This window comes from Sinorhizobium sp. CCBAU 05631 (assembly GCF_002288505.1).
GTDB classification, from domain to species: Bacteria; Pseudomonadota; Alphaproteobacteria; order Rhizobiales; family Rhizobiaceae; genus Sinorhizobium; species Sinorhizobium fredii_C.
The window spans coordinates 2,343,053-2,360,621 of the sequence record NZ_CP023063.1 but is presented as its reverse complement, the minus strand read 5'-3'; the positions used below and the strand labels follow the sequence as shown (position 1 = coordinate 2,360,621).

Here is a 17,569-nt window from a genome sequence, read left to right as displayed (position 1 = left end):
TCTTTTGAACCCCGCGCTTCGTGGCGTCAATCTTTGCTGCGGTGACGCGTCAGGCCTTCGACGATGTTTTGGGCGTCGATGGTCCCGACCACAGCGCCGTTATCGACGACGCCGATGCTGCCCGGCTGGCGGGACATGGCGTCGAGGATGTCGACGAGCGGCGTCGTCGGCTTGGCGGTCGCCGTCACGCCGGTCGTGGCAGCGGTCCGCCCGACGCCGGACTGCATCACGTCCTTTGCCGTCAGCATAGTGATTGGGTTCATGTGCTGGACGAAGTCGGCCACGTATTGGTTGGCGGGATTCTTGACGATCTCCTGCGGCGTACCGCACTGGATGATCCGCCCGCCTTCCATGATGGCGATGCGGTTGCCGATGCGAAAGGCCTCGTCGAGATCGTGGCTGACGAAGATGATCGTCTTCTTCAGCCGCCGCTGGAACTCTAGCAGTTCGTCCTGCAGGCGCGTGCGGATCAGCGGGTCGAGCGCCGAGAAAGGCTCGTCCATCAGCAGGATGGGAGCGCCGGTGGCGAAAGCCCGCGCAAGACCGACGCGCTGCTGCATGCCGCCCGAAAGCTCGTTGACCTTGCGGTCTGCCCACTTGGTCAGATTGACGAGTTCGAGCTGTTCGCCGACGCGCTTCTTTCGCTCCGCATCGCCGACGCCGGCCAGTTCGAGGCCGAAGCCGACATTGTCGGCCACCGTGCGCCAGGGAAGCAGGGCGAACTGCTGGAACACCATCGACACCGTGTGCATGCGGAAGTCGCGCAAGGCCTTGGCGTTGCAACGATAGGGGTTCAGCGGTGCGCTCGAAGTCTTGACCTCGACCTCGCCGCGAACGACCGGGGCAAGGCCGTTGACGGCTCTCAGCAGCGTCGACTTGCCGGAGCCGGACAGGCCCATTAGCACGAGGATCTCGCCTTCGTGGATTGCCAGCGAGGCGCCGGCGACGCCGAGCACGAGGCCGGTGGCAGCGCCGATCTCGTCGCGCGTCTTGCCCTGATCGACCATCTGAAGGGCAGGCTGGGGGTTCTTGCCGAAGATGATGTCGACATTCTTGAAAACGACGGCTTCGGTCATGCGCCTTCTCCTTCATCGGACGAGCGGAAAAGACGGTCGAGGACGATCGCCAGGATGACGATACAGAGACCAGACTCGAAGCCCCTGGCGATATTGACCGTGTTCAGCGCCCGAAGGACCGGCACGCCGAGGCCGTCGGCACCGACGAGCGCGGCAATGACCACCATCGACAGCGACAGCATGATCGTCTGCGTCAGCCCGGCCATGATCTGCGGCATGGCGAAGGGAATCTCGACCTTGCGCAGCACCTGCCATGGCGTGGCGCCGAAGGACTCGGCGGCCTCGACCAGTGACGGCGGCGTCGAGATGATGCCAAGGCGCGTCAGGCGGATCGGCGCGGGAATGGCGAAAATGACCGTGGCGATCAGCCCGGGCACCATGCCGAGACCGAACAGGATCAGCGCCGGAATGAGATAGACGAAGGTCGGGATCGTCTGCATCAGGTCGAGGATCGGCCGCATGATCGAGTAGACCCAGGCACGCCGCGCAGCGACGATGCCAAGGGGCACGCCGACGGCCATGCTGACGAAGCTGGCCGCGAGCACCAGCGCCAGCGTCTCCGTGGTTTCCTGCCAGTAGCCCTGGTTGACGATCAGGAGCAGCCCAAGACAGGTGAATGCGGCGATGCCGACCGAGCGGCGAAACCACCAGGCCAGGGCGGTCACGACCGCGATGACGATGAGCGGGTGCGGTGTCTGGAGGATGTAGAGCAGGACGGCGATGATGCCTGAAAGCAGATTTGCGAGCTGGTCGAAGAACAGTTCGAAATTCGTCGTCAGCCAGTCGACGAACGCCTTGGCCCAGCCGCCGATCGGGATGCGATTATCAGTTAGAAATTCCACGAAACTGGATCCCTCTTGTCAGGGTCAAACACTGGATCGCATGAAGCGGTGGAAGGGCGGGGAGGTTCCCGCCCGACTGCATGGTTTCCTTCAATCACAGCCGATTTGAGGACAGAGGCATGCAGCAATTTTTGAGTGCTGCAGCGACCTTTGCGCGACGGGCGGCCGCGCGGCGCCACGCAATCAGAGGCCGAGTTCGGACTTCACCGCAGCCAGTCCGTCGCCACCATCCTTGGTGGTCACGCCGGCAAGCCAGGGCTCGATGGCAGAGGGGTTGTCCTTCAGCCAGGCGGCAGCGGCCTTCTCCGGATCTTCGCCGTCGTTCAGGATCTTGCCCATGATCTCGTTTTCCATCTCAAGCGAGAAGTTCAGGTTCTTGAGCAAGGCGCCGACATTCGGGCATTCGGTCGTATAGCCGGCGCGCACATTGGTGTGCACCGTGGCGCCGCCGAAGTTCGGGCCGAAGATGTCGTCACCGCCCGAGAGGTAGGTAAGCTTGAAGTTGGCGTTCATCGGATGCGGCTCCCAGCCGAGGAAGACGATCGGCTCGCCGTCCTTCTCGGCGCGCGCCACCTGCGCCAGCATGCCCTGTTCGGAGGATTCGACGACCTCGAAGCCCTTGAGATCGAACGTTCCCTTCTCGACCATGTCGATGATCAGGCGGTTGCCGTCATTGCCAGGCTCGATGCCGTAGATCTTGCCCTCGAGCGCATCCTTGTGGGCGGCGATGTCCTTGAAGTCCTTGATGCCGAGCTCAGCACCCTTGGCGTTGGTCGCCAGCGTGTATTTGGCGCCTTCGAGATTTTGGCGGACGGTTTCGACCGATTTGTCGTCGCGATAGGGCTTGATGTCGGCTTCCATGGTCGGCATCCAGTTGCCGAGGAAGACATCGATATCCTTGTTCTTCAGCGACGTGTAGGTAACGGGGACCGAAAGCACCTTGACGTCAGTCTCGTAGCCGAGCGCCTCAAGGATGGTGGTTGCCGTCGCCGTCGTGGCGGTGATGTCCGTCCAGCCGACGTCGGAGAAGCGGACGGTGCCGCAGCTTTCCGCCTCGGCCGCGGCCGCATTGCCGGCGGTCAAGGCCGCCATGCAGATGGCACCTGCCAGCATGAATTTGAGCGAGAATGTCCTTGTCATCGTTGTCGTTCCCCTGCCTGTGTTCTTTTTTTAGCCAAACACCAATGCGCCCCGAATTCAAGGCCTTGGCGTCGAGGGAAGTGTATTGTCTCATTCCATTGAGGGGATGCACAAAACGACGCTGAATGTCGCAATGCCTGCGAAATGGCGCTCCACAAACATTGATAGGCTCACGAGCGGCGCGGGTGGACCAATTTCCGCCGACGGCGAAAATCTGTGGGTCGCGCCGACGCGCTCTGGTCATCAGCTCTTTGCAAGGTCATGTAGCGGAGACGACGTCTGGGAACCCTGGTCATGGCCAAACTCTATTTCAGCTACGCGACGATGAATGCGGGCAAGAGCACGCTGCTCCTGCAGGCCGCCTACAACTATCAGGAGCGCGGCATGCGCGTCGTGATGCTGATCGCCGCCTTCGACGATCGGGCAGGCACGGGGCGCATCGCATCGCGCATCGGGCTCCAATCGGAGGGGATCCCGTTCCGTGGGAAGGACGACCTCTTCAAACTCGTCGAGCGGCTGAACGGCGACGGATCCGGCCAGATCGCCTGCGTCTTCGTCGACGAGGCGCAGTTCCTCGGCGAGGACCAGGTGTGGCAGCTCGCGCGCGTCGCCGATCGCCTCGGCATTCCGGTCATGGCCTATGGCTTGAGAACGGATTTTCAGGGGAAGCTCTTTCCGGGTTCTATGGCGTTGCTGGCGATTGCCGACGAGTTGCGCGAGGTCAGGACGATCTGCCATTGCGGACGCAAGGCGACGATGGTCGTGCGCCTCGACGGCAACGGCAAGGTCATGCGCGAGGGGGCGCAGGTCGATGTCGGCGGCAATGAGAAATACGTCTCCTTCTGCCGCCGCCATTGGGAAGACGAGATGCGCGCCGGCTGACGGCGGCGCGCCGATCTTCAACGGGAGTTCCAAGCATGCGGTCCGTCGCCTTCGCCAGCTGTCTCGCCTTCGTCGCGACACCGAGCCTGGCGGATGGCGACGCCAGGGCGGGCGCCGCGGTCTTTCGGAAATGCAGTGCCTGCCATACGGCGACGGAACCGGCGAACCGGGTGGGACCGAGCCTGATGGGCGTTGTCGGCCGTCCCGTCGCTTCGTTCGGCGGCTACAACTATTCCGATGCAATGAAGGCGTTCGGCACTCAAGGTAAAGTGTGGGACGAGGTTACGCTCTCCGAATATCTGTTGAGCCCACGGACTCTGGTAAGCGGCACCAGAATGAGTTTTCCGGGACTGAGGAGGCCGTCGGACATTGTCGACCTTATCGCCTATCTCAAAAATCCCACCGCCGGCCAATGAGCGGGCCGCGCAGCCTCGCCTTACCTGCGAAAAAAGCCCGCCGGCGTCTCTTGTCCTGACCTGCTAAACACCCTTTATATAACTGCAATCAAGGGCTGAGCAGATTGGTCCGCGGGCACAGCCGCCCGGACGGACAAAGGGGATAGGACATGGCCACTCTTCAGAATTTTGACGCCGAAATCGCCAAGACGCGCAGTGTCGTCGACGAGATGCGCGGCAAGCTCGAACAGTCGGGCGTCGTGCTAGAGCAATTCGCCAAGGCGGACACCAAGCTCGGCGATGTCAATTTCGACATCGAGAACGCCCGCATTCAGGACGTCCTCAAACAACAGAAGGCGATGGAAGCCAACATCGCCGATCTGATCATCGGTCTCGAAGATGCAACGAACGTCTTCGGTGCCGAGTTCGAGAGCATGAAAAGCTATACGGGTTACGAGAAGTTCATCGGCATGTTCTCCAAGCAGTCGATGCAGCGGATGCGCACCGACCGGGTGCGCAACATGTCGCTCGCCGGAAACCTTCAGGAACTGCTCGTCAAGTCCGACACCATCGTCGGCATCCTCAAGGAGCAGAAGGCGATCCTCGACCAGCGCTACAAGACCTCCGAGCAGAGCCTCATCCAGGTGATCGAGCGCCGCAAGGGCACGATGGCTGCGCTGGTGGAGACCCAGAAGCGCATCGAGGAGCTCAACCCTCTGCTGCTCGACGTCGAGAATCGGATCGCCGCTTCCACGGACCAAACGACCCGCACCGACCTCGAGTCCGAGCGCTCGCGGCTGGCGACGGAATACAACGAGAAACAGGCCAAGGAACAGGAACTGCTCGCCGAGAGCCAGACGCTCGAGCGCTATACCGCGATGTTCCAGACCTTCGTCGATTCGCTCAACAATCAGATCGCCGCGCAGAACACGCTGATCAACAAGCTGACGATCGATACGGAGCAGCGCATCGTCCTCTACAAGTCGCTGGAAGATTCGCTGAAGACCGCGGCGCAGCAGGACGTGGCTCACAAGATCAATACGCTCGGCAGTCAGGTCGACACCGCCGCCGAGGAAACGATGGCCGGGATCGGCGCCGCCGCCCAGCGGCATATCGGCGACCTTCTCGAAATGCATGAAAAGAACATGCTCGCGACCCAGGATATCCAGCGGCGCAAGAAACTGGCCGACGACGCCTTTGCCCGTCGCTTCCAGACGGTGATGGACAAGCACAATGCCGCAAACTACGTGAAGCAGTGATCGGCAAGGCGGCAATGACCGGCTTTCCGACCGCCTTTCGGCATATGCCGGAGGGGTTTACATGAACACCGCCGTATCGCCTGCCGTCAGGCAATATTTCACCTCGATCAGGGCCGCATTGGCCGGTCTCGAGCTGTTTCTCGGCGACCGCAATTCACCGCTTTACCGCAACACGGTCGTCGGCGAGGTCATCGTTCCCTATCTCGCCCGGCTGAAGGCATCGGTTGCCTGCTGGGAGAATCGCATCGGATTCGTAGAGCATTTCCGGATTTCGCGGGCCGAGAGCGGCTTTCCGGTCTTCCAGAACGTGCTGGAGCTCGAGAACGACCGGCAGAGCGCGGAAAAGCGGCTGGCGAGCATTCCCTCCGCGGATGCGCTGCGCGAGGAAATGGTCGATTTCATCCTCAGGCAAAAGGCCTTTCCGGAGGCGCTGCAGGCGCGCATGGCCGAACGGCTCTATCTCGAGCAGATCGGCAAGGGCGACATCTTCTCGCCTTTCATCCTGCCGGAGACGATCCGGGTCGCCGTCAACCCGAAGACGATGCGGCCCTATTATGTGGTCGCCTGGGGCGCCTTCGACGGCACGCAGACGCTGCCGATGATCTATATGGCGACGGTCGAGGATTCTTCCGACAATATCGTCGAGATGCTGGTGACCGAAGACGGCAAGCTCAATCCGGAGATCGAGATCCCGCTGCCGGTCGGCGGACTGCTCAATCCGCAACTGGCGAGCCGTTTCGACGATTTCGCCTCGAAGAACAGCGCCTATTCGCTGACGCCGGTGACGATCGCCACCAATCTCGACAGGGATTTTCCGGAACTGCATCCAAAACAGCTTCGGCGCATCGTGCTCGGGCCGTTCTATTCGGCTGGAATCACGGAGAACAACGCGCGGATCAACGACATCCTCTCGAAGGTGCGCAAGACCGAGAATGCCTGGCTTTTGACCTGGACGGTGCAGGAGGTCTTCTCCAAGGCCGAGCGGCCGGCGGAGCGTGGCTTCTGGTCGACGACGCCGGCGCAGGAGGAGTTTCACATCGACACCGGCAATCTCGAAGCCGCGCGCATGGGCGTGAGCGCTTACGAGAAGCATGCGCTGGTGCCGCACGACGCCTATCAGGCGCTCTACGCGGCAGGCGAGGCGGCGCAGGTGTTCGGTGACTACAAGGTGCATGTTATCTCCGGCAACCAGGTGGTGAGCGAGGTTTGATCGATGACGCTGAACACGGGCCTGACGACGCTGCACGAGGACGACATCGCCAAGCATCAGGCGGTGGCGCAGAGCCTCGTCACCAAGCTCTTCATTCTCGAGCGGGATGAGCCATCGGCGGGCACACCCCTTGCCGGCACCGGCCGCCGTTTCGTCTCGACCGTATCGACGGGAGGCCAGCGCCGCAGCCGGGAGGTGGAACTCGCCCGGACGATCCAAGCGGTGCGCGGCGCCGATCCGCTGCTTTCGCCGGCCCAGCACGCCGCGCTTTACCGTACCCGGCGCGGCATCCAGGTGGCGCTCGCGGTTTCGGATGTTTTCGCGCGGCAGACGAATCTCGAACAATTGCAGGCGCGTAACGCGGGCACGTCGCTTTCCGGCGAAGACGCAAGTCATTTCAAGGCGCTGCTCTCGGCCGCCGCCTATATCGCCGCCTTCACCCTTGCCGCCTATCTCGGCGCGACGCTGCAGGGTGAGGGCGAGCCGGTCGACGATGCCGCCGAGCCGGATTTCCTCTTCGATACGCCCCAGGACGCACTGAAGAGCATGGTCGCCGGGCTCGATCGCAGTCTTGCCGGTGCGCCGGACGATCTGGCCTTGACGGCGCGGGCCCGCGCCTTCTCTCGCGTCGCGATCGAAGGGCTGCTTGCCCGCAAGGCGCGCTTCACCGGGCTGCAGAACTTCGAGAATGTCCACATCCGGCTCGACCAGGATGACTTCACCCTGAACGGTTTCGATGTCGCGCCCGGGCAGAAGCGCAAGCCCTTGGTGATGACCTTCAAGAAGCCGGAGGAGATCATCGGCAATCACATTGCCAAGTATCAGGCGCTGAAACTTGCCAAGATGCTGATGGCCTACGACTTCGACCGGCAGATGAATCCCTTCGTCGAACTCGGCGGCTTCCTCTTCACCTTCATCGGCGACGGCATGCCGGGTACCGGCAAGACGATCCTGATCCAGATGCTTGCCGGCATGCTCCACGACTATTGCGATGTCGCCGGCTACGCCTTCCATTACGAGAATTTCGGCGTCGACCAGATCTCCTCCTATCAGGGCAAATCGGGCCAGAACTGCAAGGAGTTCGTCAACAACGTGATGAACCCGCGGGCGATCGGCTTCGGCACGATCGACGACGTCGATCAGGTGACGGCGAAGCGCTCCGACGATCGCGCTTCCGCCGGCCAGCACGAAGTGACGGCGGTGCTGATGGAGAGCTTCGCCGGCGCCTCGACAGTGGTGCGCGGCAATTGCACCTTCGGCATGTTCTCGAACCATCCGGAGAATGTCGACGATGCCCTGCGCCAGCGCGCCGGCGCACGTTGGCTGGTCGACGGGCCGCAGACGGAGGCCGACTATATCGACATCTTCGCGCTGCTCGTCGGCAAGAACCACAAGATCCCGCTCGGGGAGCACGATCTCTATGCCGGCCAGGAGATCAAGCGCGCCGTCTCGCAATCCTATGCGGCCCATGCCCGGCCGCAGGAGGACGGGCTTGCGGCGGTTTGGGAACGCTATGAGAAAGAGAAGGGCAAGATCGCCTCGCTCGCCGATGTCGGCGCCTATCTGCACATGATCAAGGAGGCGGAGCCGCGCTTCACCGGCCGGGCGATCCGCAACATCACCGACGCGATCAAGATGCGGGCGATGGACGTCGAATTGCCGGACGACTGGTTCAAGGATGCGGGCACCTTCATGCACAAACCCTACGACGAGAAGAAGGCGATGATCGAGGACCTGCGCGGCCCGATCACCATCGACATGGTGCTGCAGGAGATCAACCGCTACGCCGATAGCGAATTCCGCTATACCGACAAGTCGGACGACGCCGCCATTGCCGAAATCATCCGCCGCGAGCGGCAACGCGAGAAGGCGATCCGCGAGATCGAGACAATGAAGCGCGAGGGCCGATGGCAGGGATGACAGAAGAGAACATCGCCCCATGAAGCGCCTTCTCGAAGCCGAGCTCATCTATGGGCGGCTGCTCGATATTTCCGAGCCGCATCTTGTGGCGCGCTATAACAAGGCGCTCGAAGGGTTGGGGCTGAAGCCGACGGCGCTCGAGCGCTTCAGCATCGATGTGACCGGCTTTTCGCCGGAAATTGCTGAGGAGCTCGGAGACCGCGATTATCTCGATCCGAACCGGGTCAACCGGCGCTTCATCATCCTGACGCCCGCCCAGGCGGACCTGCCGGTGGTCCATACGAGCTTTTCCAACACCGCGGCGCTGATGCATGAGTTCTTCAACGCCAACAGCCGGGCTATCAACGCCGTCACCATCAAGGATGCGCTCTATGGCGAGATCGAGGACTCGGTGTCGGTGGTCGAGGACATCGACGATCTGCTGTCGATCAACGAGGTCCGCTTCCGCGTGCTTTCCGCCGAGGACATGCTCGGAAAGGCGGCGGAGCTCCGGGAGCTCGTCGACCGGCTGAAGAAAGTGCCGGACGCGTGGGCGGACGACGCCATGCTGGACCGGATGGTGGAACTCGCCAAGCTGACCGGCGACATCCGCCAGAATGCTCTTGTCCCAGAGGAGCTGGTGTTTCGGCACGAGGCCTTCTGGGCCAATCATTTCGGCGGCGTCTATGTCTTCCTCGACCAGAAGACGACGACGGTGATCTGCGATCCTTCCGTGCCCGGCTTCAGGCGCTCGCGGCCCTGGCAGGTGAGCTATATCGCGATCGGCGATTACGCGCGCATCTACGACTTCCTGACGACGACGAACCGGCTGCAACTGCCGCAGGCCTCCTGGGTGCAGGAGTCGGGCCTCTTCCAGCACCGGGCCGACATGGCAATCCGCGGGCTGATCAACGAAGCCGATCCGGATGCGGATCTGCTGAATGCCGATCGAATCTGGCTACAGACCTGGATCCATCGCAACGCCGCGCTGGTGGCGCGCGATGGCACCTACCCGTTCCTGCAGGAAGTTGCGCGGGCGATCGCCGCAACGGGGACGGTGAAGATGCAGGAGATCGCCCCTGAGAACCGTTTCCTGCTGGTGCGGGCCGCTCCCGACCATCCGGACAAATGGCTGGTCAACCAACTCGTCTCGCAGCTCGTTCCGCGCGACTTCGTCTCCCGCTTCGTGTTCGACAAACAGGGCTTTTATGCTGCCTACGAACACTACGGCGAAAAGTTCCGCGAATATGTTGTGGCGACCCTGACGGGCACATATCTGAAAGACAAGACCGCCTTCCGCCACAAGCTCTACGGTCTCAAAGAGGAATAGGACATGCTCGATCCGATCGTTGTGTTTTTTCAGCGCGTGTTCACGGCGATCGGCCGCGGCATAGGTCTGGCGGTCTCCTGGCTCCTCTGGCCCTTCGTGGCGCTCGGCGACTGGTATCGGGCGCGGAGCTGGATCATCAAGGGGCCGATCGGACTGGTGCTGCTCGGGCTGATCTTCTTCTACGGCTATTTCATCTGGCAGACGCAGGCCTGGACCAATTTCGATCCAGACTATGTCAATCGCTACAAGCTCGCCGAGCGCAAGGTGCCGGCGGGTTCGCCGATCAGCGGCCCGGGGGCCACGACGGGACAATCCGGTAGCGCGGCGGCTACGAGCCAGGCCGCAGCCGTGGTGCCCTCGGACGGGTCGACCACGGAAGCGCTCGACATGGTGCAGTTGCCGGCCGGCACGGTCTGCCAGACCTCGGCGACCGTCGATGTCGCGGCCGATCTCATCGACCTCAACGTCAACCAGAACGCCTGGATTTCCTCGATGCTCGCCTACAAGCTCGGCCTGTTCGGGATGGACTGGGACGACACGCCCTGGCTCGACAACAAGGCGTCGTTCCAGCGCGGCATCAACCAGGCGGTGCGCCGCACCAGCGTCGAACTGGTCGACTCGCTTGGCCGGGTGCGCGGTACCTCCGGCGTCAACAACGACCTGCAGGCCGCACGCGGCAACATTCAGTTCGACGAGGAAACCTGGTATTTCGGCATCAATCCTTTCGGTCCGAAGACCCCGACGCCAAGCTTCTACCGTGCCGCCGAGCGCGACCTTCGGAAATTCAACGTTTCGCTCGGCAAATGCGAGGCGATCTTCGACGGCCGGTCCGACAACATGGTCGAGTTCCTCGACCGCATCGCCAACGATCTCGGCAATACGTCGGCGATCATCCGCGAGCGTTCGGAATTCCACAATGGCGGCTGGTTCGATACGCGCGCTGACGACCGTTTCTGGTTCGCCTTCGGCCAGCTCTACGGTTATTACGGCATTCTCTCGGCGGCCGGTGCCGATTTCGAGAATGTCGTCGCCCAGCGCGGGCTGACGCCGATCTATACGGAGACGCTGAAGCAATTGCGCTCCGCGCTGCGTATCCAGCCGCTGATCATCTCCAACGGCCGCGAGGACGGCTGGATCATGCCGACGCATCTGGCGACGATGGGCTTCTATATTCTTCGCGTGCGCTCCAACCTGGTGGAGATGCGCGACATCCTTGCCCGCTGACGGCCGGCATGGCAGCGTAAGCACAAGGAAACGGAGCGCGCATCCGGCAGAGGAGGCGGGATGTACGCACCAAACAGGGGGAAGCCATGGGGGAGGTCAAGTCCGACATCGAAATCGCGCGTGCTGCGCGCAAGCAATCGATCATGGAGATCGGGGCTAAACTCGGCATTCCGCCGGAGCATCTGCTGCCTTACGGCCATGACAAGGCGAAGGTCAGCGCCGAGTTCATTGCCGCGCAGAAGGATAAGAGAGACGGCCGGCTGATCCTGGTGACGGCGATCAACCCGACGCCGGCCGGCGAGGGCAAGACGACGACCACCGTCGGCCTCGGCGACGGCCTCAACCGCATCGGCAAGAAGACGATCGTCTGCATTCGCGAGGCCTCGCTCGGTCCCTGCTTCGGCATCAAGGGGGGTGCTGCCGGCGGCGGCTATGCGCAGGTGGTGCCGATGGAGGATATCAACCTGCACTTCACCGGCGATTTCCACGCCATCACCTCGGCCCACAACCTGCTCGCCGCGCTGATCGACAATCACATCTATTGGGGCAACGAGCAGGCGATCGACATTCGCCGCATCGCCTGGCGGAGGGTGATGGACATGAACGATCGGGCGTTGCGCCAGATCATCGGCTCGCTCGGCGGTGTCGCCAATGGCTATCCGCGCGAGACCGGCTTCGACATTACCGTCGCTTCCGAGGTCATGGCGATCCTGTGCCTTGCCGCCGACATCAAGGATCTGGAAAAACGCCTCGGCAACATCATCATCGGCTACCGGCGCGACAAGAGCCCGGTCTATGCGCGCGACATCAAGGCGGACGGGGCGATGGCGGTGTTGCTCAGGGATGCGATGCAGCCGAACCTGGTGCAGACGCTCGAGAACAATCCGGCCTTTGTCCATGGCGGCCCCTTTGCCAATATCGCGCATGGCTGCAACTCGGTGGTGGCAACGACGACGGCGCTGAAGCTTGCCGACTACGTCGTGACCGAAGCCGGTTTCGGAGCGGATCTCGGCGCCGAGAAATTCTTCGACATCAAGTGCCGCAAGGCCGGCCTGAAGCCGGACGCCGCCGTCGTCGTCGCCACCGTCAGGGCGATCAAGATGAATGGCGGCGTGAAGAAGGACGATCTCGGCAAGGAGAATCTCGAGGCGGTCAGGAAGGGATGCGCCAACCTCGGCCGCCACGTGCAGAACGTCAAGAAATTCGGCGTGCCGGTGCTCGTCGCGATCAACCACTTCACCTCCGATACGGAGGCGGAAATCCGGGCGATCAAGGACTATGTCAGGACGCTCGGTTCCGAGGCGATCCTGTGCCGGCACTGGGCCGAGGGATCGGCCGGCATCGAGGAACTGGCGCACAAGGTCGTCGATCTCGCCAATGCCGGACACTCGCAGTTCTCGCCGCTCTATCCGGACGACATGCCGCTCTTCCACAAGATCGAGACGATCGCCAAGGACATCTATCACGCCAGTGAAGTGATTGCCGACAAGGTGGTGCGGGATCAGCTGAGAACCTGGGAGGACCAGGGCTACGGGCAACTGCCGATCTGCATGGCGAAGACGCAATATTCCTTCTCCACCGACCCCAACCTGCGCGGCGCTCCGAGCGGCCATGCGGTGCCGATCCGCGAAGTCCGCCTTGCGGCCGGAGCCGGCTTCGTCGTCGTCATCACCGGCGAGATCATGACGATGCCGGGCCTGCCGAAGGTGCCGTCCTCGGAGAAGATCCGCCTCAACGAGGCGGGCTACATAGAGGGGCTGTTCTGACGGTGGTGCAGTAGTGCCGGCTCAATCGAGACCGCCGATAAAGTCCGCCTTGCCGAGCGGCACGCCCTTATGGCGCAGGATGTCGTAGGCCGTGGTCAGATGGAAATAGAAGTTCGGCAGCACGAACTTCAGCAGATAGTCGTCGCCGCTGAAGGTGACCTTCAGATTCGGGAAGTTGAGGGTCACCTCGCGCTTCTCGCTGCCCTCGAGGTGTTCCGGTGTCACGGTTTCGAAGAATGCCACCGTCTTGTCGATCCGCTGACGCAGATCGGCAAAGCTCTGCTCATCGTCGGGAAACCGCGGCACTTCAAGCGTCGTCAGTCGAGCGATGGCGTTCTTGCTGGTGTCGCTCGCTCGCTGGACTTGACCCGACAGCGGCAGCATGTCCGGCGCGAGCCGCGCGCCGAAGAGTTCGTCGAGCGGCGTGCCCGATTTGGCGGCAAAGGCCTCGCCCTTGTCGAGGAGCCCGCCGAGCGCGGAAAAGCCGCGTGTGAAGACGGGGACGGAGAGCGAATACATTCTCAAAGGCATGGGTCGTTCCTCGATAAGGCGTTGCGGACGATGCCGCTGTTAGATCGTGTCGCTCTGCGGCGGGTTCAATCGGCGGCGGAGATCTTTGCCAATCCGAAAGAGAATTCGTGCTGATGTTGGCTCGATTGCGCGCCACCATGGAACCACAATGACACCTTCGGAACTGCAGACCTACCTTTATTCACATATCCCGCTCTCCGCTGCGATGCAGGTGGAGGTGGCTGCGGTGGAGTGGGACCATGTCCTCCTCCGGGCGCCTCTGGCACCGAACATCAACCATCGCGACACGGTTTTCGGCGGCAGCGCTTCGGCACTTTCGATACTCGCTGCCTGGTCGCTGCTGCATGTCCGGCTTCGTGGGAGTGGCATCGCAAGCCGCCTGGTGATCCAGAGCAACCGCATGGACTATCTTAGGCCGATCGACGGTTCCTTCTCGGCCCGCTCGCGGCTCGAAGACGCCGACCAATGGCCAGGCTTCCTGCGTCTGCTCGAACGGCGGGGCAGGGCGCGTCTGACGGTGACGGCCGAACTCATGGCCGAGGGTGAGGTCGCCGGCACCTTCTCCGGCGAATTCGTGGCACTTGGATACGGGAACGCGAGCATTGACGGAGGCGGCTAGCGGCAATAGCGATAGCCGTTCTTTCGTTCGATGACGTCGAAATGCAGGTGTGTTTCATGCGCCGCGTCGCTGCCCGGATCGAGGACGGTCGTGAAGTAGAGGCAGCCGGAGGCGGTCACGGCGCGCTGGAAGGCGCCGGTCAGAGTGCCGTCTTCGTCGCGCGGCTCGATTTCGACGGTCTTGCCGTCTGCGAGGCTGAAAGAGGCGATGTCGACAGCGTTACCGCGTGCGTGCTCGGAGATCTTTCCCGTCTCGGCATTGTTCCTTAGCCGACAGACATAGGTGGAGGCCTGATTGAGGGCCGAAAGACGGGCGTCGGCTCCGAACGCGGCCTTTGCTGCCGGAGCGGCCGTCTCCTTCACCCATCGGGCGAGTGCCAGGGCCGTTTCGCAGCGCATCACTCCCTCGGGCTCAAGAGCGACGCCCGGCAGGACCGAACTGACTCTGATCGGCCTGTCGATGCCGCAGCCCTTGCCGTCGTCGATGCGGGCAGTCTCCGCAAAGGCGCTGCCGATCTCCTTGAGCGCGGCCAGACAGGAGGCATAGGCTTTCGGGTCTTCCTTTTCGATCGTCAGAAGCGCTTCCTCGCGGAGAGAGTCGTCTTTCCACCCAGGCGGTAGGTCTTTGCCAGCCCCGACATTTAAGTTTTTTTGATCGCTCGCTTGAGGTTTTCTCTGCGGCGCGGCAGGTTTTGGCGTGGGCGTCGGCTGTTCGCCTTGATCGGTGTCAGGCCTCGCTACGGGTAGCGGGCCTTCCTGCGGAAGCGCCGCCCCCCAGAGCACGAGGGCGGAAATCAGTACCACTCCGACAGCGCGCATGCAGGTCCTTTCCGTTTGTCACGGTCAAACGCACGAAAGACCATCCTGTTTCAAAATGTGCTGAAACTGAGGAGGACGGACGGGATATACGTGCCCTAAATTTATATTGACTCTTTCAGTCATGTTTTTTATGTGGCCCAAATAAGGCGATGACGTGACAGGATTCGCCGATTCCGACACCTGCCCAGCCAGCCCTTGAGTTTGCCGCTCAACAGCAAGCCCGGCCAACAAACTCAAAGGACTGGTCCATGCTCAACCGGCATCATCGCCTGGCTCTTCTCGCATGCACGGCGACACTCGCATTGTCCGTCGCCTCCGGCAGCTTCGCGCAAAGCGCGACAACATCCCAGCCGACAGAGGCCGAAGAATCGGAAGCGGCAAAGAAGGGCGAGACCTATCTCTCGCCGATCGTCGCCAAGGGCGGACGCGAGGCCAATCCCTATACGAAGCCCGGTCCTTCGAGCGTCGTCAGCACGGACCAAATCGAGCTTCAGGCGGGCCAGGAGACCGACGATCTGCTGCGCAGCGTGCCCGGCACGTCGACGGCCAACAACCCGCAAAATCCCGGCGTTGCCGTCAATATTCGCGGTTTCGAGGGCTCCGGCCGCGTCAACATGATGATCGACGGCGTTCGCCAGAACTTCCGCTTCACCGGCCACGAGGCCCAGGGCTTCGCCTATGTCGATCCGGCCTTCCTTTCCGAGATAGACCTGACCCGCGGCGCCGTCACTGGCATCGGAGGCGGGGCGCTGGCCGGTTCGGTCAATTTCAAGACCTATGACATCGAGGACCTGATCCAGGACGGCAAAAATTATGGCGGTCAGGCCGTCGCCACCTACGGCAGCAATGGCGCCGGCTGGTCGGAATCCTTGCTCGGCGCCTATCGCTTCAACGACGTCTTCTCTGTGCTTGGCGGGATCAGCAAGAGCGATCCGGGTAATTACGACAATGGCGACGGCATCGAAGTTTCCTTCACCGAGGAGGATCTGCTTTCCGGCCTCCTGAAGGCCGAGATCACGCCGGACAAGGACCATTCTTTCAAGTTCAGCGCAATCTCCTACGACAATGACTTCTTCGCGAACTCCTATTTCCAAAACGTCAGAAACCAGACGGTCAGCGCGAACTACGCCTACACGCCCGACAATGAACTGATCGATTTCCGCGCCAACGCCTACTGGAACCGCCTGCGGATGAAGTACGATACCAACCTCCTGGGTGCCGGCGGCGCGGCGGGGCGGCGGATCACCGACACGGGTATCGGCTTCGACATTTCGAACACCTCGACATTCGATTTGGGCGAAGTTGCCGTGCGCTCCAACTACGGCGTCGAATATTTTCAGGATGACTACGATGTGATCAACAGCACGGCGCAGCCGACCGGCGGCGTCAACGGCGGCGGCAAGAACGCGACGACGGGCATCTTCAATTCGACGACCTTCACCTATGGCATCGTCGACCTCACTGCCGGCCTGCGCTACGACCAATTCAACATCGACGGCACCGGATCGGTGAGCGCCGGTAATCCGCTCGGCATGCCGGCAGGCGCCTATAGCGTCGACGAATCGGACGGCCGCCTCAACCCGAGCGTTACGCTCGCCGTCAATGCCACCGAGTGGCTGCAGCCCTACGTGACCTATGCCGAGACCTCGCGTGCTCCGACGGTCAACGAAATCTTCGTGGGCGGTTCGCATCCGGGCGGCTTCCAGATGTTCTTCCCCAACCCGTTCCTCCAGCCAGAAATATCCAAGGGCTGGGAAATCGGCGCGAACATCAATCTGGACGACCTCATTGCTACGGGAGACAGCTTCCGCCTGAAGGCGAACTATTTCCATAACCGGGTGGACAATTACATCACTGCGGCTTTGGCCAACGGCGGGATGCAAATATTCTTTGTCAACAATCCGGGAATATCCACGGTTCAAGGCTTTGAACTGCAGGCAGCCTATGATGCCGGCTATGTCTTCGGCGACCTTGCCTACACGCATACGGAGAGCGACCTCCCGTCACAGGTCAACGGCTTTGGCGTACAGAGCTTCCTTCCCGATGACATCGTAAGTGCGACCCTCGGGGCACGCTTCCTCGAGGAACAGCGCCTCACGGTAGGCACGCGGATCTATGCCGTTTCCAATGCCTTCATCGGCGAGGAGAATGCGGGGGCAAGCGGCTCTGCCACCGTTCCCGGCTACGGACTGGTGGACCTCTTCGCGAACTACAAATTCGAGAACGGTCTCGAACTCACCGGCAGTGTGACGAACGTCTTCGACAAGACCTACACGCCGGCGTCGAGCACGATCGCCGGCAGCACGGTCGACACCGGCCGCGGTCGGACGTTCCTCGTCACCGCGAAGGCGAAGTTCTAGGCTCCGTTGCCTGACTGCATGGAGAGGCGGCTCGAAAGGGCCGCCTCTTTTCTTTCGGCGCGCGAACATTCGGTGCTGTTTTCCCGCTTGCGTGAGGCCGCAAGCCACGCTAACACTTCGCCCATGGCAAACACGCAGAACATTTCGATCTGGTGGTGGGCTCGCTGAGGCGGCCTTGACCAGTCATGCGTGATTGAGACATGAAGCCGCCCGGAAAT

The 17,569-nt window shown here is 62.0% G+C and carries 16 protein-coding genes; 11 read left to right on the top strand and 5 right to left on the bottom strand.

Annotated features, from left to right (window positions below; all coding sequences use genetic code 11):
• Positions 1-26: 26 nt before the first annotated feature.
• From choV to SS05631_RS11590, 3 genes are all read right to left on the bottom strand, one after another.
• Positions 27-1,076 (bottom strand): choline ABC transporter ATP-binding protein, encoded by a 1,050-nt coding sequence (choV, locus tag SS05631_RS11600; protein ID WP_037414858.1) that lies wholly within the window; start codon positions 1,074-1,076, stop codon positions 27-29.
• On the bottom strand, positions 1,073-1,918 hold the full coding sequence (gene choW, locus SS05631_RS11595) for a choline ABC transporter permease subunit (RefSeq protein ID WP_037414860.1): 846 nt from the start codon (positions 1,916-1,918) through the stop codon (positions 1,073-1,075). Before choW ends, choV begins: the two co-directional genes overlap by 4 nt.
• Positions 1,919-2,101: 183 nt before the next feature.
• The gene (locus tag SS05631_RS11590) at positions 2,102-3,058 is read right to left on the bottom strand and encodes a choline ABC transporter substrate-binding protein (protein WP_037414862.1); all 957 of its coding nucleotides are present in this window, start codon (positions 3,056-3,058) and stop codon (positions 2,102-2,104) included.
• A gap of 294 nt (positions 3,059-3,352) precedes the next feature.
• Here SS05631_RS11590 and SS05631_RS11585 point away from each other — a divergent pair, with 294 nt between their 5' ends.
• The 8 genes from SS05631_RS11585 to SS05631_RS11550 all read left to right on the top strand — a co-directional run bounded on the left by SS05631_RS11585 (position 3,353) and on the right by SS05631_RS11550 (position 13,023).
• Positions 3,353-3,940, top strand: a complete 588-nt coding sequence (locus SS05631_RS11585) for a thymidine kinase (RefSeq protein WP_037414865.1) — start codon at positions 3,353-3,355, stop codon at positions 3,938-3,940.
• 35 nt (positions 3,941-3,975) lie between these two features.
• Positions 3,976-4,356, top strand: coding sequence for a cytochrome c family protein (locus SS05631_RS11580; protein WP_037414868.1), 381 nt, complete (start codon positions 3,976-3,978; stop codon positions 4,354-4,356).
• Between the two features lie 149 nt (positions 4,357-4,505).
• Positions 4,506-5,594 carry a hypothetical protein gene (locus SS05631_RS11575; protein WP_037414871.1) on the top strand — a complete coding sequence of 363 codons (1,089 nt, stop codon included), beginning with the start codon at positions 4,506-4,508 and terminating at the stop codon, positions 5,592-5,594.
• A gap of 61 nt (positions 5,595-5,655) precedes the next feature.
• Positions 5,656-6,804, top strand: coding sequence for a hypothetical protein (locus SS05631_RS11570; RefSeq protein WP_037414874.1), 1,149 nt, complete (start codon positions 5,656-5,658; stop codon positions 6,802-6,804).
• 3 nt (positions 6,805-6,807) lie between these two features.
• Positions 6,808-8,724: an AAA family ATPase gene (locus SS05631_RS11565; RefSeq protein WP_037414877.1), complete on the top strand. Its 1,917-nt coding sequence runs from the start codon at positions 6,808-6,810 to the stop codon at positions 8,722-8,724.
• Between the two features lie 19 nt (positions 8,725-8,743).
• Positions 8,744-10,033: a DUF6638 family protein gene (locus SS05631_RS11560; RefSeq protein ID WP_037414880.1), complete on the top strand. Its 1,290-nt coding sequence runs from the start codon at positions 8,744-8,746 to the stop codon at positions 10,031-10,033.
• A 3-nt stretch (positions 10,034-10,036) separates the two neighbouring features.
• Positions 10,037-11,257, top strand: coding sequence for a DUF2333 family protein (locus tag SS05631_RS11555; protein WP_037414883.1), 1,221 nt, complete (start codon positions 10,037-10,039; stop codon positions 11,255-11,257).
• Positions 11,258-11,343: 86 nt separating this feature from the next.
• Positions 11,344-13,023, top strand: a complete 1,680-nt coding sequence (locus tag SS05631_RS11550) for a formate--tetrahydrofolate ligase (protein WP_037414886.1) — start codon at positions 11,344-11,346, stop codon at positions 13,021-13,023.
• A 21-nt stretch (positions 13,024-13,044) separates the two neighbouring features.
• Here SS05631_RS11550 and SS05631_RS31410 read toward each other — a convergent pair whose 3' ends face one another.
• Entirely contained in the window at positions 13,045-13,554 is a 510-nt protein-coding gene (locus SS05631_RS31410; RefSeq protein ID WP_037414889.1) for a DUF1993 domain-containing protein, read from the bottom strand.
• A 148-nt stretch (positions 13,555-13,702) separates the two neighbouring features.
• On the opposite strand from SS05631_RS31410, the gene SS05631_RS31405 reads away from it, so the two are divergent.
• Entirely contained in the window at positions 13,703-14,173 is a 471-nt protein-coding gene (locus SS05631_RS31405; RefSeq protein ID WP_037414891.1) for a thioesterase domain-containing protein, read from the top strand.
• On the opposite strand, the gene SS05631_RS11540 is transcribed toward SS05631_RS31405, so the two are convergent.
• Positions 14,170-14,991, bottom strand: coding sequence for an extensin family protein (locus tag SS05631_RS11540; RefSeq protein WP_037414892.1), 822 nt, complete (start codon positions 14,989-14,991; stop codon positions 14,170-14,172). The two genes, SS05631_RS31405 and SS05631_RS11540, sit on opposite strands and share 4 nt — an antisense overlap.
• Positions 14,992-15,239: 248 nt before the next feature.
• Here SS05631_RS11540 and SS05631_RS11535 point away from each other — a divergent pair, with 248 nt between their 5' ends.
• Positions 15,240-17,351: a TonB-dependent receptor gene (locus SS05631_RS11535; protein WP_037414895.1), complete on the top strand. Its 2,112-nt coding sequence runs from the start codon at positions 15,240-15,242 to the stop codon at positions 17,349-17,351.
• 18 nt (positions 17,352-17,369) lie between these two features.
• Positions 17,370-17,519, top strand: coding sequence for a trpE operon leader peptide TrpLE (gene trpLE / locus SS05631_RS32645; protein ID WP_179864720.1), 150 nt, complete (start codon positions 17,370-17,372; stop codon positions 17,517-17,519).
• The last annotated feature ends 50 nt before the right edge of the window (positions 17,520-17,569 follow it).